The 24,992-nt window shown below is 59.3% G+C and carries 19 protein-coding genes; 15 read left to right on the top strand and 4 right to left on the bottom strand.

Translation table 11 applies throughout. From position 1 onward, the window contains the following. Nucleotide 1 precedes the first annotated feature (1 nt). The 4 genes from U9R25_00785 to U9R25_00770 all read left to right on the top strand — a co-directional run bounded on the left by U9R25_00785 (nucleotide 2) and on the right by U9R25_00770 (nucleotide 5,043). The gene (locus tag U9R25_00785) at nucleotides 2-1,324 is read left to right on the top strand and encodes a glycoside hydrolase 100 family protein (GenBank protein ID MEA3334416.1); all 1,323 of its coding nucleotides are present in this window, start codon (nucleotides 2-4) and stop codon (nucleotides 1,322-1,324) included. 32 nt (nucleotides 1,325-1,356) lie between these two features. Then, nucleotides 1,357-2,712, top strand: coding sequence for a sugar ABC transporter substrate-binding protein (locus U9R25_00780; GenBank protein ID MEA3334415.1), 1,356 nt, complete (start codon nucleotides 1,357-1,359; stop codon nucleotides 2,710-2,712). Between the two features lie 479 nt (nucleotides 2,713-3,191). Continuing rightward, nucleotides 3,192-4,130 (top strand): sugar ABC transporter permease, encoded by a 939-nt coding sequence (locus tag U9R25_00775; GenBank protein ID MEA3334414.1) that lies wholly within the window; start codon nucleotides 3,192-3,194, stop codon nucleotides 4,128-4,130. A 40-nt stretch (nucleotides 4,131-4,170) separates the two neighbouring features. Next, nucleotides 4,171-5,043, top strand: coding sequence for a carbohydrate ABC transporter permease (locus tag U9R25_00770; protein ID MEA3334413.1), 873 nt, complete (start codon nucleotides 4,171-4,173; stop codon nucleotides 5,041-5,043). 82 nt (nucleotides 5,044-5,125) lie between these two features. On the opposite strand, the gene U9R25_00765 is transcribed toward U9R25_00770, so the two are convergent. The 3 genes from U9R25_00765 to U9R25_00755 all read right to left on the bottom strand — a co-directional run bounded on the left by U9R25_00765 (nucleotide 5,126) and on the right by U9R25_00755 (nucleotide 7,483). Then, nucleotides 5,126-5,317 carry a hypothetical protein gene (locus U9R25_00765; protein ID MEA3334412.1) on the bottom strand — a complete coding sequence of 64 codons (192 nt, stop codon included), beginning with the start codon at nucleotides 5,315-5,317 and terminating at the stop codon, nucleotides 5,126-5,128. A gap of 64 nt (nucleotides 5,318-5,381) precedes the next feature. Beyond that, nucleotides 5,382-6,800, bottom strand: a complete 1,419-nt coding sequence (locus tag U9R25_00760; GenBank protein ID MEA3334411.1) for a choice-of-anchor Q domain-containing protein — start codon at nucleotides 6,798-6,800, stop codon at nucleotides 5,382-5,384. 143 nt (nucleotides 6,801-6,943) lie between these two features. Then, entirely contained in the window at nucleotides 6,944-7,483 is a 540-nt protein-coding gene (locus U9R25_00755; GenBank protein ID MEA3334410.1) for a hypothetical protein, read from the bottom strand. Between the two features lie 266 nt (nucleotides 7,484-7,749). Between U9R25_00755 and mltG the strand changes: the two genes are divergently transcribed. From mltG to U9R25_00740, 3 genes are all read left to right on the top strand, one after another. Next, on the top strand, nucleotides 7,750-8,898 hold the full coding sequence (mltG, locus tag U9R25_00750) for an endolytic transglycosylase MltG (protein ID MEA3334409.1): 1,149 nt from the start codon (nucleotides 7,750-7,752) through the stop codon (nucleotides 8,896-8,898). A 121-nt stretch (nucleotides 8,899-9,019) separates the two neighbouring features. Next, nucleotides 9,020-11,869 carry a transglycosylase domain-containing protein gene (locus U9R25_00745; GenBank protein ID MEA3334408.1) on the top strand — a complete coding sequence of 950 codons (2,850 nt, stop codon included), beginning with the start codon at nucleotides 9,020-9,022 and terminating at the stop codon, nucleotides 11,867-11,869. 206 nt (nucleotides 11,870-12,075) lie between these two features. Then, nucleotides 12,076-12,831 carry a nucleoside phosphorylase gene (locus tag U9R25_00740; GenBank protein MEA3334407.1) on the top strand — a complete coding sequence of 252 codons (756 nt, stop codon included), beginning with the start codon at nucleotides 12,076-12,078 and terminating at the stop codon, nucleotides 12,829-12,831. Nucleotides 12,832-12,961: 130 nt separating this feature from the next. Here U9R25_00740 and U9R25_00735 read toward each other — a convergent pair whose 3' ends face one another. Beyond that, nucleotides 12,962-13,465: a hypothetical protein gene (locus tag U9R25_00735; protein MEA3334406.1), complete on the bottom strand. Its 504-nt coding sequence runs from the start codon at nucleotides 13,463-13,465 to the stop codon at nucleotides 12,962-12,964. Between the two features lie 289 nt (nucleotides 13,466-13,754). On the opposite strand from U9R25_00735, the gene U9R25_00730 reads away from it, so the two are divergent. The 8 genes from U9R25_00730 to deoC all read left to right on the top strand — a co-directional run bounded on the left by U9R25_00730 (nucleotide 13,755) and on the right by deoC (nucleotide 24,845). Next, on the top strand, nucleotides 13,755-16,973 hold the full coding sequence (locus U9R25_00730) for a DNA polymerase III subunit alpha (protein ID MEA3334405.1): 3,219 nt from the start codon (nucleotides 13,755-13,757) through the stop codon (nucleotides 16,971-16,973). A 168-nt stretch (nucleotides 16,974-17,141) separates the two neighbouring features. Beyond that, nucleotides 17,142-18,503, top strand: coding sequence for a hypothetical protein (locus U9R25_00725; GenBank protein MEA3334404.1), 1,362 nt, complete (start codon nucleotides 17,142-17,144; stop codon nucleotides 18,501-18,503). A gap of 143 nt (nucleotides 18,504-18,646) precedes the next feature. Beyond that, nucleotides 18,647-19,633, top strand: coding sequence for a hypothetical protein (locus U9R25_00720; GenBank protein MEA3334403.1), 987 nt, complete (start codon nucleotides 18,647-18,649; stop codon nucleotides 19,631-19,633). A 98-nt stretch (nucleotides 19,634-19,731) separates the two neighbouring features. Then, nucleotides 19,732-20,829: an NAD(P)-binding domain-containing protein gene (locus U9R25_00715; protein MEA3334402.1), complete on the top strand. Its 1,098-nt coding sequence runs from the start codon at nucleotides 19,732-19,734 to the stop codon at nucleotides 20,827-20,829. A 447-nt stretch (nucleotides 20,830-21,276) separates the two neighbouring features. After that, entirely contained in the window at nucleotides 21,277-22,053 is a 777-nt protein-coding gene (locus tag U9R25_00710) for a DUF4230 domain-containing protein (GenBank protein MEA3334401.1), read from the top strand. Nucleotides 22,054-22,063: 10 nt separating this feature from the next. Then, nucleotides 22,064-22,678 carry a DUF4230 domain-containing protein gene (locus tag U9R25_00705; GenBank protein MEA3334400.1) on the top strand — a complete coding sequence of 205 codons (615 nt, stop codon included), beginning with the start codon at nucleotides 22,064-22,066 and terminating at the stop codon, nucleotides 22,676-22,678. A gap of 29 nt (nucleotides 22,679-22,707) precedes the next feature. Beyond that, a complete protein-coding gene (locus U9R25_00700; protein MEA3334399.1) occupies nucleotides 22,708-24,087 on the top strand; it encodes a reductive dehalogenase domain-containing protein in 1,380 nt (459 codons plus the stop codon). A 35-nt stretch (nucleotides 24,088-24,122) separates the two neighbouring features. After that, nucleotides 24,123-24,845, top strand: coding sequence for a deoxyribose-phosphate aldolase (gene deoC / locus U9R25_00695; GenBank protein ID MEA3334398.1), 723 nt, complete (start codon nucleotides 24,123-24,125; stop codon nucleotides 24,843-24,845). Nucleotides 24,846-24,992: the final 147 nt, after the last annotated feature.

The raw sequence follows: 24,992 nt of genomic DNA, 5'->3' as shown, positions 1-24,992 counted from the left end.
CTTGAAAATCAACGAAACCCGACAACGGGCTTTGGACATTTTACGCGATTGCGCCACCGCTCACGGCTTCAAAGCCTCGGCCCTGGCATCCGGTTATCCACAGATCTGGGCCCGGGACAGCATGATCATCTATCTCGGCGCCGCTGCCACGGGCGACTCTGAGCTGTTGGATGCTGGACGTGCCTCGCTGGAGGTGATGTCCACCCACCAGTCTCGTCTGGGCATGATCCAACTCAACGTTAACCCCGATACCGGCTACGTCAGCACCGAAAACGCAGGCGCCATGGATTCGAACCTCTGGTACGTTCTTGGCCACTACCTGCACCTTGAAATAACCGGCGATATCGATTTCGTGCAAACACACTGGAAGCATATCTGCGACGCAATCCAGTGGCTCGAGTATCAGGATATGAATGAATGCGGCTTGCTGGAGGTTCCGGAAGCCGGCGATTGGATGGATCTGCTGGCGGTTCGCTACAATGTCCTCTACGACAACGTGCTCTACTATGCGGCGATGCTTGCCTTTGAAAAAATGTTTGGCGTCCTGCCCGAGCATTCTGAGCGCCCGACGCCAGCGGTGGATGCTGCCGGGATCCATGAACGCATCAACCTGCTGATGTGGGTTGACCGCTGCTGGGTTGCGGAGCATTTTGCCGAACACCTGGAAAAGCTCAAGGCCATTCGCCTGGAATGGTTCATGGTCTATCACAATGTCGGCACCATTTCCAGCAGACCCTTTTATCTGCCATGGATCGCCTTCCGCGAGTATGGCGATTGGTGTGACAGCCTGGGCAACCTTTTGGCGATCTTGACCGGTGTGACTGACCGGCACCGGGCCGAGCATATCCTGCGTTACATGCACCAGGTCGGAATGGCCGAACCATACCCAACCAAGGCTATCCACCCACCCATCTATCCAAGCGAGGCCAACTGGCGAGAATACTACCGCAGCCGCAACCTCAATCTACCGCATCAATATCATAACGGCGGAATCTGGCCGATGATCGGTGGCTTTCACGTCGCGGCACTGGTGAGACATGGCTGGCAAGAGAAAGCCCGGCGCCTTCTAGTCTCCCTTGCCGAGGCAAATCGCCAGGGTACGATGGCACAGTGGGAATTCAATGAGTGGATGCATGGCGAAAGCGGCCATCCCATGGGCTATGCTCGGCAGGCATGGTCGGCCGCCATGTTTCTCTACGCGGAGCATGCTGTTCGCACTGGCGAACTACCGCTCTTCAATCAGTTACTTCAGGCAAAGCCGCAATCTGCCGTTGCGGCTGAGGTAAACGAAGTGTACGATCAACCCGGTGGTGGTCCAGCTTGAGACCACTCCTGACACAACCAGGAGGAGAAATCATGAGACCTGGAAGAACATTCACCTTTTTTTCCCTTTTGATTGCAGCGCTACTACTGCTGGGTGCGTGCGTCGCGCCCACTGGACCGGTGGCGCCGCCAGCCGCCCCTGACACTGGTGCGGCCGACGAACCGGCTGCAGAAGAGCCAACATCAGTGCTGTGGGCTTTCTGGGGTAGCCCCGAGGAAGCCACGACCCACCAGAATGTGGCCGACGCTTTCATGGCCGAGAATCCGGATATCAAAATTGACTTGATGGTCGAGCCATGGAGCGATTACTTCACCAAGGTTCAGACCCTCTGGGCCAGCGGCGATTCTTCGGCGATTCCTGATGTGCTCTTCCTCTGGCCAACGCCCCGCTACGCAGCGGACGGCGTGCTGGAAAACCTGGATCCGTGGATCGAAAAGAGCGGCTACGATCTGGGTGACTACTGGCCGGCCCTGCTGGAGTCCGCCATGTACGATGGAAATGTCTTTGGCTTTCCAAGAGACATCGGACTCGAGGTGCTCTACTACAACAAGGATGTCTTCGACGAAGCAGGTTTGGCCTATCCCGATGAGACCTGGTCCTGGGATGCCCTTCTCGATGCAAGCGAAGTACTGACTGTCGTCGAGGATACCGGCCGGGTGGTTCGCCATGCCCTTGGCATGGAGGGGGGCAAATACCAGCTCTGGGTCGGCCAGAACCGGGGCAGCATCCTGGACGACATGCGCAATCCATCGAAGTGTACGCTGACAGAACCGGCGGCGGTCGAAGCGCTTCAGTTCTTCGGCGACATGATGGAAAACAACTACGCTATGCGGGATGCCAATCTGAGCCAGGCCGGCGGGGACGCCGCCGTGTTCCAGAGTGGCCAGGTGGCAATGATCATCCAGAACGCCAGTCGCGTCTCAGCCTTCAACGGAGCCGACATGAACTACGACGTGACCGTTGTGCCCTTCCCCAACGGTGGCCAGCGATCGGCCAGCGCCGGTGGCGCTGCCTGGGTGATGAGCAGCGGCAGCGACAACAAGGAAGAGGCGTGGACGTTCTTGAGCTGGCTCCAGAGCACTGACGGTGGCCAAAAGATCTACACCGCCTCCGGCGAGATCTTCCCGGCGCTTCAGTCGACGGCCAGATCGGATGCCTTCCTTGAATCGGGACAACCGCCGGCCAACCGCCAGGCCTTCCTGACAGAGGGAGAAAACGCCAGGGTCGGTCGTTTCGGTTACTTCCCCGAGTGGGGTGAGTTGGACGGTTCAATCATCAGCCCAGGGCTTCAGCGAATTTGGGCCGGTGAGGCAAGCGTCGAAGAGGCCGTTGCAGACATCTGCCAGGAAGTGGACGCCTTCCTGGCAACCAATGGCTATCCGAAATAACCGATTGTCCTGACCGTGTCGAAGGGTGCGGCCTGAAAGATACACCGGCACCCTTCGACACGGTCCCTCGACACGCCGACAGGCGGCCCTTTCGGGCAGCTCGTGACCTGCTCAGGATGCAGACCAAGGCACTGAATGCCCGAAAGAGAAACCTGCATCCTGAGCAGGCCGCCGCGAGGCACGACGCCAGCGGGCTGTGCGTGACGTCACGCCAACAGGCGTACCGTGAGGTAGCAGACGGTGCGAGAGCTAGCCAGCCAGGCCCTATCGAAGGGTGCGGCCTGAAAGAACGAACGGCGCACAGGTCTGTCCCAAGAACGTGCATCCTGAGTAGGCCGCCGCGAGGCACGAGCCAGGCCGTATCGAAGGGTGCCGACCAAGGCACATTTTCCTGTCACTGAATGCCCGAAAGAGAAGCATGCATCCTGAGCTTGTCGAAGGGTGCGGCCTGAACCCATCAGCATGAAGGCGAATACACGTTGACGACAATACAAGCACCTAAAAAACGTCGTTGGTTTCGCTGGAAGCCCGACCAGCAATGGGAGGGCTATCTTTTTTTGCTGCCCAGTTTCGTCGGATTCCTGGTATTCGTCGTGCTGGCGGTAGTTTCCTCCTTCGGCCTAAGTTTTGTCAAGTGGAACCTGTTGCGCCCGCCCGAGTTTGTCGGGTTAGCCAACTATATCCAGTTGATTACGACCGACCGAGTTTTCCGCAAGGTGCTGGTAAACACCTTGTTCTTCATGGTCACCATCGTGCCCTTACAGTTGGCGTTGGGGTTGCTACTGGCCGTCGCGTTGAACCAGGCAATCCGGGGAGTGTTGGCCTATCGCGTCATCTACTTCATGCCTGTGGTCACCACAATCGTCGCCGGGGCCATCGTCTTCACCTTCGTCCTTAACCGGAATTTTGGACCGCTGGCTGCCCTCATCTGGAAAATGGCGGAGGTAACCGGCCTACCGATCCAGCCACCTGACTGGCTCACCAGCACCAGATGGTCGAAACCTGCCGTCGTGCTGTTGACCCTCTGGAAGAACACCGGTTTTACGATGGTCGTCTATCTGGCGGCCCTGCAGGGTGTGCCCCAATCCCTCTATGACGCGGCCAGCGTGGACGGCGCCAGTGCCTGGCAACGCTTCCGCCATGTGACCATCCCCATGGTGAGTCCAACGACCTTTTTCCTCTTCATCTTCCAGATGATCGGGGCCTTTCAGCTCTTCGCCGAGCCCTACACCATGACCCGGGGTGGGCCTGCTCAGTCCTCCTTGACCGTGGTCTACTACATTTTTCAGAACGCCTTCGAATGGGGACGCATGGGCAAGGCATCGGCCGTTGCCTGGTTCCTCTTCGCTTTCATCTTCATCTTCACGCTGATACAGACCCGGCTTCAAAACCGCTGGGTTCATCAGGAAATGGACTAGAGCAGCCGCGGCCGACGGTCGCGGGCGCGATCTACTGATCATGGTGACAACCAGCCAATCAACCGGTGTGGCGCAGAGCAGGCGTCGGGCTGCCGGAAAGAAACGGCTCAGGAACATTGGGCTGCATATCCTCCTGATCGCCGGCAGCTTCATCATGCTGGCGCCATTCGCCGTTATGTTGCTGGTGTCTCTCTTTCCCAAAGAAGCTTTCTTCCAGCGCTCCTTTGATCTGAATGAGGTCTCGCTGCAGAACTATTTCGACACCTTCACGGCGGTGCCTTTTGCACGTTTTTACTTCAACAGCCTCGTTGTCGCGATCAGCACGACCTTCATCCAGATATTGACAGCCTCGCTGGCAGCCTTCGCCTTCGCCCGGCTACGCTTCAAGGGTCGCGACCCTCTCTTCCTGATCTACCTTGCCACCCTGATGATCCCCTTTCAAGTCACCATGATCCCCAATTTCATCCTGGTGCGGGAGTTGGGCTGGTACAACAGCTATCTGGCTCTGATCCTGCCAGGCGCTTTCAGTGCCTTCAGCACCTTTCTATTACGGCAGTATTATCTTGGTATTCCCAAGGAATTGGATGAAGCGGCCCGCATGGATGGCGCCTCCTCGTTTCGCATCTGGCTGCAAATCATCGTTCCCCTGAGCGGGCCGGTTCTGGCGACGCTGGCAATTTTCAACTTTCTGGCCAGTTGGAATGACTTTCTGTGGCCATTGGTGATCACCAACAGTGAATCGATGCGCACTATCCCGGTCGGCCTTAGCTCGTTCCAGGGACAATACAGCACTGAGTGGCACCTGCTCATGGCCGGTTCGGTGATCGCGTTATTGCCGGTGCTGGCGATCTACATCCTGGCGCAGAAATGGTTTGTACAGGGAATTACCCTTTCCGGCATGGGCGGCCGCTAGACAACAGGTTCGACTTCGCCCCTCGACACGCCGTGGGCAGGCGCGAGATCACAACCCCCGATCATTGTCAACTGACTTATTCCTACTGAGGCGCGTGGCTCGCCTCAGGCTCTGTCTTGGATCGTTCCTCGGGCGGATAGTCGCACTGGCAGACACGGCCCTCGGCACAGTCGCGACAACAATAGGTCTGGCCTTCGACGACCACCGGTGCCCAGGTGATCTCGACTCCGCAACCGTCGCAGACGACCAGGTTGGTATTGGCAACGCGTGTCATGATACACCTCCTGCAGTGCAGTTGGTCCCTGTGAACAGGCGCCCACAGGCCTATCCCCATTTTATCATTTTTCCGTGCGAGAATCAAGGAAAACACTGCCCCAGTCGAGGGCTACCATGATGATATCGTCGGTGGTCACCTGGCCATCCTCAGAAACATCGTGGCAGGGATTGAAAGCGGGATTGTTCCAGTCGCCTGCCACCCGCTGTACATCCACGATATCGACGACACCGTCGCCATTGACATCAGTTGAGCCGTTGCAGGGAGGTTGCACCTCGAAGGCGCCGACATCGCAGGCTGCCCCGGCGTTTCCGTCGCCATTGGCCGGCCGCGGTTCGCCCCGCTGGTCGACCACGACGGTGCTACCGCAACCGTTTGCCTCCGAAACGTCAGCCGGAATGTGGTCGATTGCCACACTGCCTTCGGCGAGCGCCTGGGTTTGGGTCGGGCCGCCGTTGTCCGCCAGGGTGCCCAGTTTCAGGTCGCTGGCCAGCACCCCCTGTTGATCCCCCGTGCTGGTGAAACTGCAACTGATGGCGCTCTCGATATTGTAACCCTCTGAGACAATAGCGCCGGAGTCGTTGAAGCAATCCACTTCGCTGGCCTGCTGCGCAACGATGCTGTTCCTGACAGTCACCACGCCAAACTGATTAGAGATACCGCCGCCCGTATTGGCCGAGACAGTGCTGTTACTGATCATCGCCCCGCCTCCCACCTCGAACAGAGCGCCGCCACCGCTGGAACCGCTGTTGCCAAACAAAGTGCTGTTTATCACCGTCAGCGTGCCCTGGTTGAAAATGCCGCCACCCAGGTCGTTCGTGTTGCCGGCCAGGGTACTGGCCTCGACCAGTGCGGTCCTACTATTGAAGATCGCCCCACCGCGAAAACCGCCGGTATTGCCCGAAAGCACACTGTTGATCACCGTCAGCGTGCCCTGGTTGAAGATGCCCCCGCTGTTGCCCCCTGAATTGCCGGAGATGGTGCTGTTCTGCACCGTCAGCATGGACGCCTCGCCGGCGCTGGTAATACCGCCACCCCCAAAGGTGTCATGGCTGGCTGTATTGCCAGTAATCCTGCTGCTTTGAACAGTAACCGTCCCAGAGTCGTTGTAAACGCCACCTGAAACCGAGCCAGAACCTCCGCTTATCGTGATGTTCTGCAGGTTCAGGGTTGTGCCTTGTCCAACAAACAGTACGCCCCCGAATCCACCGCCATCGATGGTGATCAGCCCCCCGCCGTCGATTGTCGTGTCATCCGAAATCAATAGATTCCACGCTGTGATGGTGTGAGGAGCAGGACCACAGTCGAATGTGACCAGGCCGCCACCTGTGAGGGCAGACTCTAGCGCACTAGCCGTGCAGCTGCCGGGCGTGCCGTTCCCCACGACGCCGGCCGCGGAGGCAGGTCCCGCCATCATCCCCGTCAATACCAGAGTCAGAGCCACCAGAACAAGCCCTGACAGCAGTCGGTGAAGGTTCCGCATGGGACACCCTGAACGTGGGAGCATTCCGCGAATCAAACCGAAGAAAGTCTTGTCTACCCTGCTGGGGCCGGTCTCATGACTGAGCCCGCCGCAAGTGCCGTGTGGAGATTCGCCGCAACCAGGCACGTTTTATGTCAACCGAATTAGTACTCGTAGGGTCCGTCGAGACAGTTGGGGCAAACCTCGACCAGGCGTGTGGCTGGATCGACCGCCCGGATCTCCCCGCAGTAGGGACAGGCAATAGCCTCGGGGGCTCTGGTCAGACCCGGCGCAGCGGCCGCAGCCCCGCCTTCGGTCATGGGCAGGACCATGCCTTCATCCAGAAGATGCTGATTCACGTTGAGCGACTCATCATCGCCTGTGTCGACAAGGATTTCGCCCAGCAGGCGCCCAAACTTGCCCGTCTTATCCGCGCCTCGCTTGTCCAGAATCGTTCGCAACAGAAGGGTCTTGCCGTGGACAAGCCCACGCACATAATCGCGGACCACCAGGCCCTCCGTACGTTCCGGCCCTCGTACTTCCGGGGCATTGATCTTCCAAAGGCGGATCTTCTGGTTCTTTCGCCAGACACCCAGCCCCAAGTCCAGGTCGACGGTAACAGTATCGCCGTCATAAACGGCGGTAACGTTTGCAACATAGTAATAGAGTTCCGATCGCATCTTCAGATTTGAAAGTTCGGCCACGACTTCACCTCCTTCATACGTGCATGCACCTGTCAGTTCCCTCTTGGGCAAGGGTAGCACAGGTCCCGTTTACCAGCAAGCAGCGCCAGGCCTCATGCCTCGATAATCTGGTGTCGATGTTCCTTCGAGCCTCGGGACAAAGGACCATGCGCGCAGGGAAGATTCAAGTTTCCTCCAGGGCTGCAATCGGGTATAATGCCGGTACCAGGCCAGGTCATTGTCTTTTCGTTATCCTGAACATTTTTCATGGAAGCAGCGTGATATCGATGATAACAACGAACACATCACTGCAGGATATGCGCGCACTGGATAGTCGGACCAGATCGATCACCCTCCTTCTCGTGGTGATTCTGCTGGGACTCGCGTTGATGGGGTGTTCCAGCGATTCCGCCTTGGGAGTCTACCTGGAGGCCAACCAGGAACATCTACACCGGGCCAGGAGCGAGCAAGCAGCCCCGCAGACCTTTTTGATCGAACCGGGTACGCCAGCCAAAGCCATCGCGCAGAAACTGCAGGAAGAAGGCCTGATCAACGATGCCCTGCTTTTTGAGGCCTACGTACGTTCGACGGGGCTGGCAAGGAAACTGGAGGCGGGATCGTTCCTGTTGAGCCCCCACATGACCCCGGTAGAGATCGCTGAGGCCCTGCAAGAGGCCCTTGCGCCTGGCATTACCGTCAGGATTCCTGAAGGCTGGCGGCTGGAGCAGGCCGCCGATTATCTCAGTCAACGAGGTGGCATGAATGGTGCCGAGTACCGGCGGGCAGCCAGCGCCGCCGACCTGAGTATCCTTGACGACAATCGGCGAGGCAGCTACGATTTCCTTGCTTTCCTGCCGGCCGGAGCCAGCCTGGAAGGCTATCTCTTCCCCAGTTCTTACGAAATTTTTGCCGAAAACGCCACGGTGGCCGATCTGTTGGGCCGCCAACTGGACGAATTCGGCGCGCGGGTGATGCCGGTTTATTGGGACGCCGTGGCCTCAGGAGCGACGGCCATGGAACTGCACGACGTATTGACCCTGGCAAGCATCGTCGAGCGAGAGGCGGTCCTGGATGAGGAACGCCCCGCGATTGCCGGCGTCTATCTCAACCGACTGGACATTGGAAAGCGGCTTGAGGCGGATCCTACCGTACAGTATGCGATGGGCTACCAGCCAGATTCGGGCCAGTGGTGGAAAACGCCGGTCTACCTCTCCGAATACAAAGGGGTTGACAGCCAATACAACACCTACCTCTACGAAGGGCTGCCGCCAGGTCCCATCGCGGCACCGGGTCTGGCCAGCATCGAGGCGGTGCTCCATCCCGAGGAGCATGATTTTCTCTTCTTCGTCGCCGAACCGGGCGGCACTGGCCGGCATGTGTTCAGCCGCACCTATGACGATCATCTGGAAAACGTTCGCCGCTATCAAAGTCAGTAACGAACTTGCTAATGGTCAATTGTCAGTGGTCAACGATCAATTGTTAACGGCAGAAGGGAAGAGCACCCGAATGGATTCCCATAACACGCAATGCAAAAACAGCAGGCGTGAGCGAAAACAGTTGACAACCAGAAGACTGGTGTCGCTGCTGTTGGGGATTCTGTCGATATCACTACTCGCGGCTGCTTGCGTCCAGACCAATCAGCTGGGGGAACGGCCCGCGCCCGATGTGCTTGGTTCCGTCGAAATCTATTTGCAGCGTTACCAGCCAGGGCCAGAACCGCGGGTGTTTCAGACCACCCGCGTCACCGACCGGCACGGTGACCTGTTGGGCGAGTTCTGGGAGGAGGGTCGCCGCACCTGGCTTCCGCTTGACAGGATATCTCAGGACCTAATCGATGCGACCATTGCCACCGAGGATGCATCCTTCTACAACAACGCCGGTATCGATCCGGCCCGCATCGCCGGCGCTGCAATGCAAAATGTCCAGGAAGGTGAGATCGTTTCGGGCGCCTCCACCATTACCATGCAACTGGCGCGCAACCTCTTCCTCGGCGCCGACGACCGCTACGACCAGACGATGGACCGCAAGATGCTGGAGGCGGGGCTTGCCCAGGAACTGAGCCTGCTTTTCGGCAAGGATGAAGTGCTGGAAATGTACCTGAACCTGGCCAACTACGGTCACCTGGCCTATGGTCCCGAGGCGGCCGCCCAAGTCTATTTTGGAAAGCCGGCCAAAGATCTGACACTGGCCGAGGCAACCCTGCTCGCGGGAATACCGCAGCAGCCTGCCAACTTCGATCTCTTTAAGAGCCTGGACGGCGCCCGGGCGCGCCAGCGGGTTGTGCTCGATCTGATGGTCCGCCACGGTTACCTCACGCCCAGTGAGGCCAATCCCGCCTACGATGAACCAGTCCATCTGATTGACGATACTGGCCCTGGTGAGGATCGTGCGCCCCACTTCCTGCACTACCTGGAAACAGCCCTGGATGAACGGCTGGGCGACGGTGCTGTCCGCCGCGGTGGCTATCAGATCACCACGACCCTCGATTTGAAACTCCAGGATCTGGCCCAGACGGTGGTGGCGGAGAATGTGGCCGAACTGAAGCCTCGCCACGACCTGACCAACGGTGCATTGGTTGCCACGCGGCCGCAAACCGGCGAGATCCTGGCCATGGTGGGCAGCGCGGACTTCGACGACAAGGAGATCGACGGACAGGTCAACGTGGCAATCAGCCCGCGCCAGCCAGGCAGCGCCATCAAACCTATCCTCTATGCTACAGCCTTCGACGAAAACCTGATCAGTCCGGCAACGATCTTGTGGGATATTCCGGTTACCTTCACCGTCAGCGCTACCGACGTCTACACCCCGACCAACTACGACGAGATCTTCCACGGCCCGGTGACCGCCCGCAGCGCCCTGGCCAACAGCTACAACATCCCGGCGGTGAAACTGCTGGACATGGCGGGCGTGGAGAACATGCTGGAAAACGCCCGCGCCATGGGTGCAGACAGTTTGACACGCGATAGCGAGTGGTATGGGCTCAGCCTCACCCTGGGCGGCGGTGAGTTGACCTTGTTGGACCTGACCAAGACCTATTCAACCCTGGCCAACCGTGGACGTTATGTCGAGCCAAGACCGGTCCTCTCGATGCGCAACAGCCAGGGAAAGGTGGTCGATCTCTACGGGCCCACCGAGCCGAAGCAGGTGGTCTCGCCGGCAGCCGCGTTTCTGGTGACCGATATCCTCAGCGACAATGTTGCGCGCACCCCGGCATTCAGCGACAATAGCCCCCTCAAATTGAGCAAACCTGCGGCTGCCAAAACAGGCACGACCAGCGACTGGCGAGACAATTGGACGCTGGGATACACCCCCTATCTGGTTGCCGGCGTATGGGCCGGTAACAGCGATGGGCATCCCATGAAAGACACCAGTGGCCTGACAGGCGCGGCCCCCATCTGGCATGATTTCATGGAGGGGGTTGTCGATGACCCCGCTCTTATGGCGCGGATCGGTGCACCATTCGACGAAACGGGCTGGCAGTTCAACCAACCGGAGGATGTGCTGGTCTGGCCTGACCCGCATGAACCAACGGAACCGGCGATCACGGCATGCCCGCCGGGGGCAGCCTGCCGCGAGGGAGGCGAGCTGTTCACCCGGGAGTGGTTGGAGATCGCCGAACTGGCCGGGTCTGAACTGGGTCCCCTGGCGGACAGCGTAGACCTGGTGCCAACGGCACCCGTGTTTGCCGACCAGGGCGAAGGCTCCCGGTGGACTGCCTTCTGCCAGGCGGAACCTGCAGTTGCACGTGCGGTGCTCACCCTTCCCAACGCGCCGGGGTTGCCAATTCCGACAGCAGGATCGGTCGATGGCAATCAGTCTGAGGTAGATGAGGATCTGGCCCGGGAGCGACTGCACGCCACCGCCTGGAGCCTGCGCAACCCCACGGCGGTGGATCTTGGCCCCTGCGACGCGTTGGGAGAGGTCGCACCCAGGGCCCTCGCCCTCATGCTTGCGAAGGGTGAGCCCTCGATCCAGGTGTTGGTTGACATGGCAGCGGCAATGGATCCAAATGTGGGCGTTCTGCCTGGAGGAGACGCTATTCCTGTGGCTTCGATCTGGTCTGGATCGGGTTCGGGCAGCTACTCTCTCGCCCAGCCGATTGAGCACCACCATTCGTGCCCGGGCAACTATATCCTCGGCCAGGTGCTCAACGCGGCGGGCGGCCCCGTGGCAGGGGTGCACGTCGTCATGGAAGACCAGTGGGGCAACCGGGCGGACGCAGTCAGCAAGAGCGGTGGCGACGATTTCGGTCACTTCGACTTTCCCCTCAACCACTTTTCCAATCGCTACACACTGACCATCGTCGATGCATCAGGAAACCAGACAAGCGCTGCGGTCGTCATCGATCACCTTCCGGGAAACGATGGCGATCCCCCTTGCCATACAGTAGTCTGGCGCGAAAACTAGACGCCGCCGAGCACTGACCCAAAGAAACCGCAGACCTGGGCAGAGGGCCGCTGTTTTCGCAGACCTTCGGCGCAGATTCTCGCTGATCTTCTCTGATCCTGTTTGATTGATCAGCGCTTATCGGCGTCACACTTCGGCTACGTTCAGCACAGGTCTGCGATCCATACCAGGTCTGGTCAGGAAATTTCACCGTGAAGGAAAACAGCATGACCGAACGCTTTACCCCCGAAATGTCAGTGAGATACTCGCTGAATCGGCGCGGAATCTCGATCGAAGACCTGGGCGTCGCGCCCACGGTGGTTGTCTGTTGGGGCCGCAAGGCTGTTGAGTTTTTTGCCGGCGACATCAGCGCCCGGCCATCGGAACACTGGACCTACAAGGCGCGCAATCCGCTCTACGTGGGCCAGATCGACGGCCGGCCGGTTTCCATCGCCCACCTGCCCGTGGGCGCACCAGGCACAATCATGGTCATGGAGGAGATGATTGTCTGCGGCGCGCGAACTTTCTTCGGCCTGGGATGGGCCGGCAGCCTGCAGCCAACGGCGCCGGTGGGCCACATTTTGCTGCCCACCAGTTGCCTCAGCGAGGAAGGCACCTCCCTGCACTACGTGACACCAGGGACGCCGTTGGCGCCCGATCCAGCGCTGGTGGATCGATTGGAAACGGCTGCCGAGCGGGAAGGTTGCGTTACCCACCGGGGTTCCCAGTGGACCACCGACGCGCCCTATCGCGAGCTGGTCAGCACCATCGAGGGGTATGCCGCGCGAGGCGTGTTGGGCGTTGATATGGAAACCTCGGCAATGTATGCGCTGGGGCGCTTTCGCGGCGTGTCGGTGGCGAACCTGCTGGTCGTCAGCGATGAGCTGTGGCAGGCATGGAATCCAGCCTTCGGTACCGAGGAGTTGCAGCAGGCCACTGCCAGGGCATGGCGGGTGGTGAAACGGGCCATCGCTGCCGGGTGATGCCCTCCCTGTCAGGGAGACTGGTGGGTTGGTAGAGAAGGGCTCAGCGAAGAGGCGTTGACCTCCTATTACTTGTCCTGAATAAGCGGTGGTTGCCAAGCTGCATCGCCATCATATCCGGGCTCATCAGTCAATATTCGCAAGTTGCTTCCATCTCGATCATCTGACCAGTGGTCACATCTAAAACCCAAATAGTCGAATGATAATCAGGCCATTGGGACCGAAACGCTAGCAGCCGACCATCCGACGACCAACGTGGTTGGGTATCATGGGCCTCATCTGAAGTGATTGGGAATAATTCTCCCGAAACAGGATCTATCAGCCAGATGTCGAGGTCCCGGAAATTCCGCCTCTTTGACACAAATGCGATCGTTCCGCTGATTGGCTCGAACCCTTTGATCGAAGTTTGAGCAATTGAAGCGACCAGTTCCGATGTCACCGGGTTTTCCGGCACCGCGACTGTCTCGCTGAGATTCGATTCGAGAAGTGCCCTATTGAAGCGGGTCGGTGAACCCAGCAGGCTTTTCGGTGTCGGCTGTCCCACTACCGCTGCCCCAGGTCCCACCAGCGCACCCGGTATCACCAGTGCCAGGCAGATCACAAATCGAAGCATCCGTTCCTTCAGCGATGACATGACGTCCTTCCGTTCGCTGTTCCCCGGTTGCCCCTGGCCGTCAAAACCCCACAGGCCCCGCCAGGCGACCCCTCGGTTCCTTCTTCGAACCCTGTTCTGTCTGTCCTGACTCTACCACACCTCCCCAACGTTGAATATGATCCGGATCATATGCGGTACAATTCCCCAATGTCTCAGGTCGTCGAGGTTGATCAAAGCATACATGTACTCATATACTATTGTTTGCCGCCGGTGTCTTTTTGTTGCTGGAACCTTATCTCGGTCAATTCGATAGACCAGTGATCGGTTCTTGCGACAACACCTTGGCCCCTTTCCCCTCATGCGCTACAATGACGGCATGAGCGCCAACAGCCCACCCCCTTCGCCCATCACCCATCTGCACGTCCATTCCCAGTACAGCCTGCTGGGCAGTACTGCCTCGGTAGAATCCCTGGTCCAACGGGCGGTGGCCGATGGCTTGAGTCACCTGGCACTGACCGACACCAACAGTCTGGTCGGGACGGTGGCCTTCAACAAGGCCTGCCAACAGGCCGATATCCAACCCATCACCGGCCTTCTTCTTTCCCTGGCACCACTACCCGGCCTCCTCCCTGTCGACGAGCTGGGCCCCGACCTCCTGGTGCTGCTGGCCACGGGACCGGCCGGCTTTCGGTCCCTCTGCCGGCTATCCACGGCCATCCAGGGCCATCCCGACCGGCTGGACCGAGCCAGGCACGGCCTCGGCTGGGACACCCTCAAGGACTGGCGCGATGGTCTGATCTGCATCGCCGGCGGGAGGCGCAGTTGGATCGAACGCAGCCTGCGATTGGGCAACCGACAGGCAGCTGTGGCCATCCTGGGCCGGCTGGCCGGGCTGTTCGACGACAGGCTCTACCTGGCGCTGGAAAACCATGGCCGCGAGAGCCTGCCGGTCAACCAGGAAATGGTCGAGCTGGCCAATCGCTTCGGAATCGCAACCGTCGCCGTCCAACCGGTTTACACGCTCAGCCGAAGAGAAACCCCGCGTCTTCGTCTGCTGGCTGCCATCGATCACAATCTGCAACTCAAGGATGTGCCACCCGCCGTTTTGCCAAATCTCGGTGACGGCCAGATCGATCTTCATTGGCTGTCGCCAGCCGAAATGACAGAGCGGTTCGAGGCCTTCCCAGAGGCGTTGACAACGACCATGCACGTCGCCCACCAATGCCAGCCAGCTTTGCCCGATGGCAGTCCCATCTGGCCGGCCCTGAAGCTACCCCCTGGGAAAACGTCCAGGGCTGCCCTCCGCGACCTGGCAAGCGAGGGACTGATTCGCCACTACGGGCCAAATCCGGCCGGCGATATTCAGGAACGGTTGACCAGGGAACTGGACAGCATCGACCACCACGGCTACGCTCCCCTGTTTCTGCTGGTAGCCGATGTTGTGCGTTTCGCCCGTAGCCAGGATATTCCGGTTAGCACCCGCGGCAGCGTTGCCAACTCGCTGGTAGCCTTCTGCACCGGCATCTCTACGGTAGATCCCGTTGCCCATAACCTGCTCTTCGAAAGATTCCTCAGCCCGGCTCGCCTGGATCCCCCCGATATCGACCTGGATTTCTGCAGCCGGCGCCGGGACCAGGTGCTGGAGTATGTACGAGAAACGTACGATCTGCCCGCGACCAATACAACACCCGGAGAGGAAAGGGTCGCCCTGGTGGGCACCATCAGCACCATGCGCCTGAAGTCGGCCATCCGCGAGACTGCCAAAGCCTACGGCCTGGACGATCACCTGACCGGTCAGGTGATCAGGCTGCTACCAGGGCGGCGCCATCCCGATCCGCGGCGCCGCTCGAAGAAATCGGCGGAGGAGGTGCTGGCCGAGGCGCAGAAGCTGACCAACGATCCCGGGATGTCCGAAAAGCTGCGCCAGGTCGTGACCAACGCGTACGCGCTGGAAGGCCAGCCGCACCATCTCAGCGTGCATCCCGGCGGCATCGTGATCACACCCGGGCCCCTGGCGGATACCGTGCCGGTGCAGTGGACCGCCAAGGGTTTCCTGATCACCCAGTTCGACCACCGGGACGTGGAAGCCATCGGCCTGCCCAAGATCGATCTGCTGGGGATTCGGGCCCTGACCGTGCTGGCCGACACGGTGGAACTGGTGCAGCGCGATGTCGATCCCAACTTTCGCCTGGCCGACATTCCGTTGGATGATCCCTCCACCGCTGCCATGCTGGAAGCGGGAAACACCATCGGCGTCTTCCAATGCGATTCGTCGGGCGCCCAGCGAACCCTGCGCCAGCTCAGGGCGCGCACTCTGGCAGATCTGGCCGTGGCCAACGCCTTTTTCAAACCAGGTCCTGCCGCCGGAGGCATGGCCCAGGTCTTCATCCAGCGCTACCGGGGCGAAGCACCTGTCGAGTACCTGCACCCAACATTGGAACCGATTCTTGGCAACACCAAGGGCGTACTGATCTTCCAGGAACAGATTCTGCGGGTGGCGACGGAGATCGCCGGCCTCGACTGGCAGCAGGCTGACCGCCTGCGCCGCGGCATGAGCAAGTTCCAGCCGGAGGAGATGAAAAAAACGCAGGACGTGTTCATCCGGGGCTGCCAGGAGTCTGGTTTCAGCGAACAGCAGGCCAACAGGCTGTGGGACCAGATCATTCCCTTCGCCGGATATGGCTTCAACCAGGGCCACGCCACCGCCTATGCCGACGTCAGCTACCGTTCTGCCTATTTGAAGACCCACTACCCCGCCCAGTTCCTCTGCGCCCGCCTGGCGGAAAGGGGAGGATTCCACCATCCCGCCGTCTACATGGCGGAGGCGCGCCAGCTGGGAATCGATGTGTGGCCGCCCCATGTCAACCAAAGCGGACGCGAGTTCACCCTGGCTTTCGAAGCCTCTTCGGACCGGGAAGCACAGCCGGTGTTATGGATGGGACTGGGCCAGGTGAGGGACCTGCGACGGGCGACCGTGTCCGCCATCGTGAAAACCGGTCGCGCCGGGAAGTTCGGCAGCTTGCGGGACCTGTTGCAGCGTGTCTGCTTTCAGGAAAAGGAAATCACCCATCTCATCCAGTGTGGCGCGCTGGACGGGTTGGCATCCAGTCGCAACGGGCTGCTGGCCGAGTTGCGGGAGATCCGCCGGGCGGGCAGCGCGACCCAACTGGCCTTCGACTTCCCGACACCTGACGTGCCAACGGAGTCAGCACAGCAGCAATTCGACTGGGAAAAACATCTCCTGGGCGACCCCATTGGCGTTAACCCGCTGGACCTGGTCACCGATCTGCCGGCCGACAGTACACCACTCGATATGCTGCGCGGGCATGCAGGTCACCGGATCACTGCGGCAGGTTATCGTATACCCGGCTGGACCGGCGGGCAGGGCTTTTTCCTGTCCAACGGGAACCGATACGTGCTTGCCATGCCGCCCAAGGGAATTGACAACCCAAGACCGTGGCAACCCCTGCTGGTCACCGGCCGCTGGATGAGGGATCAATGGGACAGCGAGTGGCTGCAGGTGAGCTCGTGGCAAGTGCTGGGTTAATTATGGTTATGCCATGCCGCGCACTTTTTTTTCGTCACGACTCGCAGGGGCAGGGCTTGGCCCCGCCTGAGTAACCGTTTTCCCCGACGATTCACTTCCGGACTTCCCGGTCACCGCAAAGGGCTGTATAATACACTTCGAAGTGCGCTACTCACAAGAGAACGACTCATGACCGCCCAATTCCCCCCCGAAGGTTACGTCTCCATCGACTCGGCCGTGGAAGGAATCGAAGTCTTCTGCCCGGCTCTGCCTGCGCTGTCCGGCTGGGGAGACTCGCACGGAATCACCACATTTGATTGCCCTCAGTGTGGCAGTGGCACAGCCTATGCCATCTCACAGGGAGGCTTGGCCTGCACCTATTGCGGATTTTACCAGGGACCCGAAAAGGAAACTGTGGGGCGGGCAGCGCCCGATTTCGAATTCACTGTCGACGTAGTCAATCGGGCCGCAATTGGCTGGGGAATTGAGCGCAAGGAACTGAGTTGCCAGAATTGCGGCGCAGAAACGTCCATTCCCCCCAATGCCCTTTCCCACACATGCCCGTTCTGCGCCTCCAATCAGGTCGTGCAACGGAGGGCGCCGAGCGATGAACTGCGGCCCAGGTGTCTGATCCCCTTTCAACTGGAGCAAGATGCCGTCCGTGACATCGCCAGGAAATGGTTGGGAAATAGCTGGATGCTGCCGCGAGCGCTACGAGGGGTGGCCAGTCGCGCGACGCTCAAGGCCATCTACCTGCCGGCCTGGACTTTCGACTCGACGCTGGCTGCCCGATGGAAAGCGGAAGTCTACGTCCATAAAGAGGAAACTTATTTCGATCTGGGTAGCTTTGAGTTCAGAAAACGCCCGAAAAAGGATGAAAAGGAGTGGCGTTGGGAAGATGGCACGGAGAGATCGGTCGTTGATGATTTGCTGGTCCACGGCAGCCAGCACGTGGAACCGTCCCTGTTGGCACGCCTGAAGGACTTCGAACTGGATAGCCTGGTGCCTTACGAACCCTCCTTCCTGGCAGGGATTAATGCCCAGGCCTACGGAGTATCGCTGGAAAAAGCCTGGTCCACCGCCCGGCACGAGATGCGCGAACAGATTCGCCGGGTCTGCAAAGACAAGCCAAGCTCGGGCCAGATCCGCAACTTCAGCATGAGCCTCGATTTTGCCGACGAGACCTGGCGCTACGTTTTACTGCCCTTTTACCTGGGGGCCTACAATTACGACGACAAGACCTACCAGGTGCTGGTCAACGGAGAGACCGGGACAATCACAGGTTCCCGACCGGTAGACTGGCGCAGGGTTCTGGCAGTAACTGCGGCCTGGATTCTCGTGCCTCTACTGCTGATTGTCGTTGCAGCAGTTGCACGCGGCCGCGTCGACGGGAGCCTTTCCGGGGTGCTTGGCCTGCTGGCATTTGTTGGCTTGATCGTGGGCGGCATTCGAGCTCTCCAACTCCTGCGCCGAGCCATCGCTCTCAACACCACGGGTGTTGCCAACCAGACTGTCGAATCCGTTGAGAATTTCCTCAGCCAGGCCCGTTGAAACAAATGGACAGCGAGACCAGTTCTTTTTCGCAACCACAGCCAGAATCAGCCACCGTCGAGTGTATGCGATGCCAGTGGCGTTTTCTGCTCCCGGAGACCATCGAACTGCATTCATGTCCCAGATGCGGAAGTGACAACCTGGTGCCTGCGGATGGGCCCGTGCCACTGGCCGCTCGTTATCCGGTGGAGTCGGTGGTCCCGTTCTCAGTGACCGACGAGCAGGTATCAGCCAGCCTGAAGTCCTTCGTTTCCGGCCTGTGGTTCGCGCCGGGCGATCTGAACTGGCAGAATCTTGTCGATCGCGCGGAAAAGATTTTCCTTCCCCGCTGGCTGGTGGACACCAGTGTGTCCAGCACATGGAACGGCGATGCCGGTTTCGACTACCAGGTTGTCAGCCACCAGGACGACTATAGCGACAATGCATCGGGATGGCGATCCCAGCAGATCACGGAGACCCGCATTCGTTGGGAGCCTCGCGCCGGACGCCTTGATCGAATCTACCACAATGTCGAGGCGCCCGCGCTGGAGGAAGACACTTGGCTGGACGCGACGATCGGCCCGTTCGCAACCCAGCAAGCGGAAACGTTGTCCGACAATTCAAGAGATACCGTAACGCGCCTGCCTGATCGTTTGCCGGATGACGCCTGGTCCGATGCTGAGCCCATTATCCGCGCCAGGGCATCTGAAGATTGCCAAAAGGCCTGCCAGGCTGATCACTGGCGTGAATTCGACTGGTCACCGGAGTTCGGGGATATGAACTGGAGCATGGTGTTATTCCCGGTTTACCTGACCCATTACCACGATGGAGAGGTAGCCAGAACCGTGCTAATCAATGGACGATCGGGCCGTCTCTATGGCGTGCGACGGGCTTCCATCCAGCGGGCATTGCCGTGGACAGCGGTCCTTGGCGGCCTGGCGACCGCCTCGTTTATCCTGGGCTTGCTGTTCTTTCTTCTGACCCGTTTGACCCCTCCGGAAGGCTGGCCCGATGTGAGGTTGATACTGGTCGTTTTCGGCGTGTTCAGCATCCTGGCATCTGTCATCCTTGGATTTCTGGCATTCCTTCCGCTCATTTACGTCTGGCAAGTCAACAGCGCGCCTGATATGTTGAGCGTGATAGACGAGTAGCCGAAAACACTTAACACCGGAAAAGACGCTGCTCAGGACAAGCCCTTCGGCCATTTCAAGTCCGACAGAAAGAGTGGAAACATACTGTGAGAGATACCATGCAAGAAAACGAAAACACGCGGAAAAGTGAAGCGGAGGTGGCCATCGTCGGCGCCGGTCCGATCGGGATCGAGCTGGCCGCCTGCCTGAAACGCGCGGGGGTCGACTATGTACATATCGAGGCAAAACAGATCGGGGACACCATCTCCTGGTGGCCGCGCAACACCACGTTTTTCAGTACGACGGAGCGAATCGAGATCGCCGGCATACCGATCCAGAATCCCGCCCAACAGCGTACCACCGGTGAGGAATACCTGGTCTATCTTCGCAGCGTGATCGAGCAACTCGATCTCCAGGTCAATGCCTATGAGCCGCTGATCAACATCGAAAGCCGGGCATCCGGATTCAAGCTGACAACCCGGCCTGCCAGCGGCGAGCGCCATTGGTCCTGCCGAAAACTGGTCCTTGCTACCGGAGACATGCACGGACCCAATCGGCTGGGCATACCTGGCGAAGATTTGCCCCACGTCAGCCACTATTTCCATGACGTGCACCCCTATTTTCGCCAGCGGTTATTGATCGTGGGCGGCCGCAATTCCGCAGTCGAGGCAGCCCTGCGTTGCTGGAGAGCCGGCGCTGAGGTTGCGATCAGCTACAGGCGCCCCAGCTTCAATTCTAAGATCATCAAACACTGGATACTGCCCGACCTTGAGACGCAGATCGATCTGGGCAACATCGCCTTCCACGAATCGACAATACCGGTTGAGATAACGCCCCGGGATGTCGTGTTGGCCCAGGTGGACGAGGGCTTGCAGCCGAGCGGGGAATACCTGTCCCAACCGGCCGATTTCGTGCTTCTTCTTACCGGTTTTGAGGCTGACATGAGTCTTTTTGAGACGGCGGGCATTGAGTTGGAGGGCCCCGAGCAAACACCGCTGTATAACCCGGAAACCATGGAGACAAACGTGCCTGGGCTGTATCTGGCGGGAACCGCTGCTGCAGGCCGCCGCCAGGAGAAATACCGGTTGTTCATCGAGAACACCCACGTCCATGTGGGTCGAATCGTGCAGGAATTGACGGGTAGCTGGCCCGAAGACCTGGGCGCGGTGCCAAAGCGGAGCTACGAATTGCCGCTGGAGGCGATACAGGCGAATTGAGGACCTTATTACCTTTCGAGTCAGATTCTTGCACACTGAGCAAGGAGATTATCGGCGAACCAGACAAGCATATACCGCAGCGCTGTCCTGAGCACAGTCGAAGGGACCTGAAAAGAAAAAAACATGACCGCTGCGCTGTCCCGAGCTTGTCGAGGGGCGTAGTCGAAGGGTCAACGCAGATGGACGCAGATCAATCAAAAAAGATCAGAGAAGATCAGCGAGAATCTGCGCCGGAGGTCTGCGTAAATCTGCGGTGAAATCAGAGAAAAATCATAACCGCAGATAACCGCCGATAAACGCTGATCAGACATCAGAGAAGATCGGCGAGAATCTGCGCCGGAGGTCTGCGTAAATCTGCGTTCCTCTGGCCTGTCCAGGTTAGGAGCTCGTGGGAGTTTAATGGCATTTGTTCATACGGAAGGAATAGTGTCGAAATAGGCTAATCGCATGGAAATCAAAGGATTGAAGCTGTGGCAGGTTATCCTGTTGGCAATCGTGGCCATCGGTGCCGCGATTTTCATCCTGTCGGCCCTGTTTGGCAATGCCAGGCAAGCGACTGACGAAATGGCACTGGCGCCCACAGAACTCTGGCCCACGGCTATCAAGACCAGAACGCCAACGGCAACGGTGCCTGCCACCCAAACACCGGGACCGAGTTCAACACCGACGGCGACACCAACCGCCACCGCCACACCAACTGCAACACCCACACCAACGCCGACACCTCGCATCATCCTGGAGGATGTCAGGTCGCTGGGCCGCCTTGAAACCATGGAATACGTGGTGCAAGTGGTGGTCCCACTGGAAAGCGAGCCTCGCACGCCCTGGGAGCAGATGGTGGGCTACGATGCCATCCTGCTGGTTGCCGGGGGCGAGGTTGTTGCAGGCTTCGACCTGACCGATATCGATCCTGGAAATATCGTGGTCGAAGGTGACCGGGTGCAGCTTACCCTGCCCCCTCCCCAGATCCTTTACAGCCGGTTGGACAACGACAGAACCTACGTCCAGGAACGCCGGACAGGCTTCCTGCTGAAACCAGACGTGGACCTGGAAGGAGAAGCAAGGCAGATTGCCGAATCACAACTGCGGGATTGGGCGCAGGCTCAGGGGATCCTGGAGAGGGCCGAGCAGACTGGCCAGATGGTCCTGCTCTCCTTCCTGAAAGCCCTGGGTTTCACCGACGCCACAGTCCTGGTCGAGTCGAAGTTCACAGAAACCCCATAGGTGAGATATCATGCACTGGGTGCGACAAAACGCCTTCTTCCTGGTCCTGCTTCTCCTCCTGATCGTTCTCGCATTGCTCGGACGTGGTCTGGTGTCATCTCTGGCATCCTCGCCGCCACCGAGTTCTGAGCCGTCAACGTCAACTCCTTCAGTAAGTCTTCAAGAGCTTAGGAAGGTCGCCGACCAGGCTATGGTTTCCCAGCAGACCGTGGCCGAGGTGCGCAGTGACCGATTTCCCGACGACATCTGGGGCCAGTTGGGCGCTCGGGAAGAACTCATACTGCTGGTGTATGGCGATGTCAAGGCAGGATTCGACCCGGCCGACCTGGAGGCGTCTGACTTCTGGTTCGACGGCAACCGGGTGCAGTTGCATTTGCCTGCCCCGGTCCTTCTGGATGCCCAGGTCGATTCGGAACGGTCCCATATCGTTTTTCACCACAAATCACCCTTTCTCAACGCCGACCCGACATTCCAGGAAGAGGCACTCGAGTCTGCCGAGGATGCCATCAGACAGGCGGCGGTGGAGGCGGGACTGCTGGAATGGGCTGCTCGCTACGGGCAGCTTAGCTTTGAAAACTACCTGCGCTCACGCGGCTTCGAAGACGTTCGAATCGCCGTCAATTGACCTCACCATTCCGTCAGGAGTACGCCAGGATGCCGATCCCCGTTCTGCTTTCGATACTTACTGGTCTTGGCCTGGCGTGTGCTATGGTCCTTTTTGCCATTGTTTCCTGGAGCGAGGCCGAACCACGCGCAGCCGGCCGGGCTTTGCTGCTTGCTTTCCTGCTGCCCCTGCCCTATCTGGCAGTTCTGCTCGTACCTTCGCCGGTACAGAACATCATCGCCTGGTTGCTGGTCGGTCTTACCCTGGGAGCCGGTCTCTTCTTTCTGTTACCCATTGGCAACGATCTTGCCAAGCCACAGGACACTCCCAGGAAAAGGTTTGACGAGCGGGATATCATGTTCTCTCGCCGGTTGTTGCAACCGGGCAGCGAACGCTTCAAGCGTTACTACGCCGAGCACCCTGACAGGCTTGCCCCGGATGACAAGTTTCGCCGCAGGCCTGGACTCCTGGCACCGGGCGCCCTTTACTACGACCCCATCACTGCTGCTGCGGCAGAAGCCAGCTTCGCCGCAGTGGCCGCGTTTCATCCCATCCTGGAGAATGACGCGGCACAAGAACAGCAAATTGCCATCGACCCTGAACAGATGTCAGTCCTCGTCAAATGGTGGGCCAGGAAACTGGGCGCCATGTCGGTTGGAATCACTCTGCTGCGAGATTACCATCTCTACAGCCATATCGGCCGGGGTCGCGGCTACGGCGAACCTGTGACCCTGGACCACCCGTTTGCTATCGCACTGACGGTAGAGATGGACAAGGAGATGGTCGATCGGGCCCCGTTCGGGCCGATTGTGATGGAATCAACGCACCAGTATCTCGAATCGGGTGCCATTGCCGTGCAATTGGCTGAGTTCATCAAGAAGCTCGGCTATTCGGCCCGGGCACATATCGATGGCAACTACCGGGTCATCTGTCCCCTGGTTGCCCGCGATGCCGGACTGGGCGAAATCGGACGCATGGGATTGCTGATGACGCCAGAGCTGGGCCCGCGTGTGCGACTGGCAGTGGTGACGACCGACGTGGCGCTGCAGACCGGTGATGGTCCCCGCGACCTGACCATGCTGGATTTCTGCGCCCGTTGCAATAAATGCGCCGATGCGTGCCCGAGTCGTTCTATTCCCTTCGGCGAGGCCAGCGAGATCGACGGCGCCCTGCGCTGGCAGATCGACTCGCAGAGCTGTTTCACCTACTGGTGCACCATTGGCACCGATTGCGGCCGGTGCATGAGCGTGTGCCCCTATTCCCACCCGGACAACCTGGCCCACAACTTGGTACGCTGGGGCATAAAGCGGTCCGGGCCCTTTCGATCTACCGCGTTGATGCTGGACGATTTTTTCTACGGCCGGACTCCGGAACCGGCGCCAGTTCAGCCCTGGCTGATAGTCGAGTCAGACAAGACTCCGGAAGTTTAGCTAAGCGCCTACCCGAAAAGCGCCAAAAAAGTTCCATGACCAATAAACCAACCCTCCACTCCATCGCCAAGATGATCGATCACTCCCTCTTGCACCCTACCATGACCGACCAGGAACTGACCGCGGGCTGCCGATTAGCGCTGCACCACAATGTGGCCTCGGTCTGCATCAAACCCTATGCCGTTCCCCTTGCCAGCAACCTGCTGAAGGGAAGCGATGTTGCCGTGGGTACCGTGATCGGGTTTCCCCATGGCAACAGTCAACCCGCCGTGAAACTGCTGGAGGCGGAAAGAGCCCTGTCGGATGGCGCCACCGAACTGGATATGGTGGTGAACATCGGGAAAGTTCTCAGCAGCGACTGGAACGCCGTCTCCGGGGAGATTCGCCTGATCAACGAATTGGTCACCAGCAACGGCGCGCTGCTCAAGGTCATCTTCGAAAACGACTTTCTTCCCCAGGATGAGTTCAAGGTCCATCTCTGCCATCTCTGCAGCGAACACGGAGTAGCTTTCGTCAAGACCTCGACCGGGTACGGGTTCGTCAAAGGTGACGATGGGCGCTACAGCTATCAGGGTGCGACCGATCACGACCTGGCTCTCATGCGCAGGGAAAGCGCCCCCGAGGTGAGGGTCAAGGCTGCAGGCGGTGTCCGTACCCTGGATGATCTGCTGAGAGTCCGGACGCTCGGCGTGACCCGCGTCGGCGCGACGGCGACGGAGGCGATTTTGGCCGAAGCGCGGGCGCGCGGCATGGGGTGATGTGCTGCCCGGGCCATCCGCGGATAGATCCAGGAATACACGAACGGCGCCCATGCCGCGACTCCGACTCTTTGATATTCTGACCCTTTGACCCTCCGGCACTCTGATAGGAATTGAACGCAGCGCCCGATAGGATTGTGATAGTAG

Source organism: Chloroflexota bacterium, assembly GCA_034717495.1.
In the GTDB taxonomy this organism is placed as follows: Bacteria; Chloroflexota; Anaerolineae; order JAAEKA01; family JAAEKA01; genus JAYELL01.
The sequence above is the reverse complement of the archived record's forward strand: the minus strand, read 5'-3'. Positions and strand labels throughout refer to the sequence as shown.

What these genes read in the sequence shown, in the direction of transcription:
- U9R25_00780 (MEA3334415.1), top strand. Translation starts at nt 1,357, where the DNA reads ATGAGACCTGGAAGAACATTCACCTTTTTTTCCCTTTTGATTGCAGCG.
- U9R25_00770 (MEA3334413.1), top strand. Translation starts at nt 4,171, where the DNA reads ATGGTGACAACCAGCCAATCAACCGGTGTGGCGCAGAGCAGGCGTCGG.
- U9R25_00765 (MEA3334412.1), bottom strand. Translation starts at nt 5,317, where the DNA reads ATGACACGCGTTGCCAATACCAACCTGGTCGTCTGCGACGGTTGCGGA.
- U9R25_00760 (MEA3334411.1), bottom strand. Translation starts at nt 6,800, where the DNA reads ATGCGGAACCTTCACCGACTGCTGTCAGGGCTTGTTCTGGTGGCTCTG.
- mltG (MEA3334409.1), top strand. Translation starts at nt 7,750, where the DNA reads ATGATAACAACGAACACATCACTGCAGGATATGCGCGCACTGGATAGT.
- U9R25_00740 (MEA3334407.1), top strand. Translation starts at nt 12,076, where the DNA reads ATGACCGAACGCTTTACCCCCGAAATGTCAGTGAGATACTCGCTGAAT.
- U9R25_00735 (MEA3334406.1), bottom strand. Translation starts at nt 13,465, where the DNA reads ATGTCATCGCTGAAGGAACGGATGCTTCGATTTGTGATCTGCCTGGCA.
- U9R25_00725 (MEA3334404.1), top strand. Translation starts at nt 17,142, where the DNA reads ATGACCGCCCAATTCCCCCCCGAAGGTTACGTCTCCATCGACTCGGCC.
- U9R25_00715 (MEA3334402.1), top strand. Translation starts at nt 19,732, where the DNA reads ATGCAAGAAAACGAAAACACGCGGAAAAGTGAAGCGGAGGTGGCCATC.
- U9R25_00710 (MEA3334401.1), top strand. Translation starts at nt 21,277, where the DNA reads ATGGAAATCAAAGGATTGAAGCTGTGGCAGGTTATCCTGTTGGCAATC.
- U9R25_00705 (MEA3334400.1), top strand. Translation starts at nt 22,064, where the DNA reads ATGCACTGGGTGCGACAAAACGCCTTCTTCCTGGTCCTGCTTCTCCTC.
- U9R25_00700 (MEA3334399.1), top strand. Translation starts at nt 22,708, where the DNA reads ATGCCGATCCCCGTTCTGCTTTCGATACTTACTGGTCTTGGCCTGGCG.
- deoC (MEA3334398.1), top strand. Translation starts at nt 24,123, where the DNA reads ATGACCAATAAACCAACCCTCCACTCCATCGCCAAGATGATCGATCAC.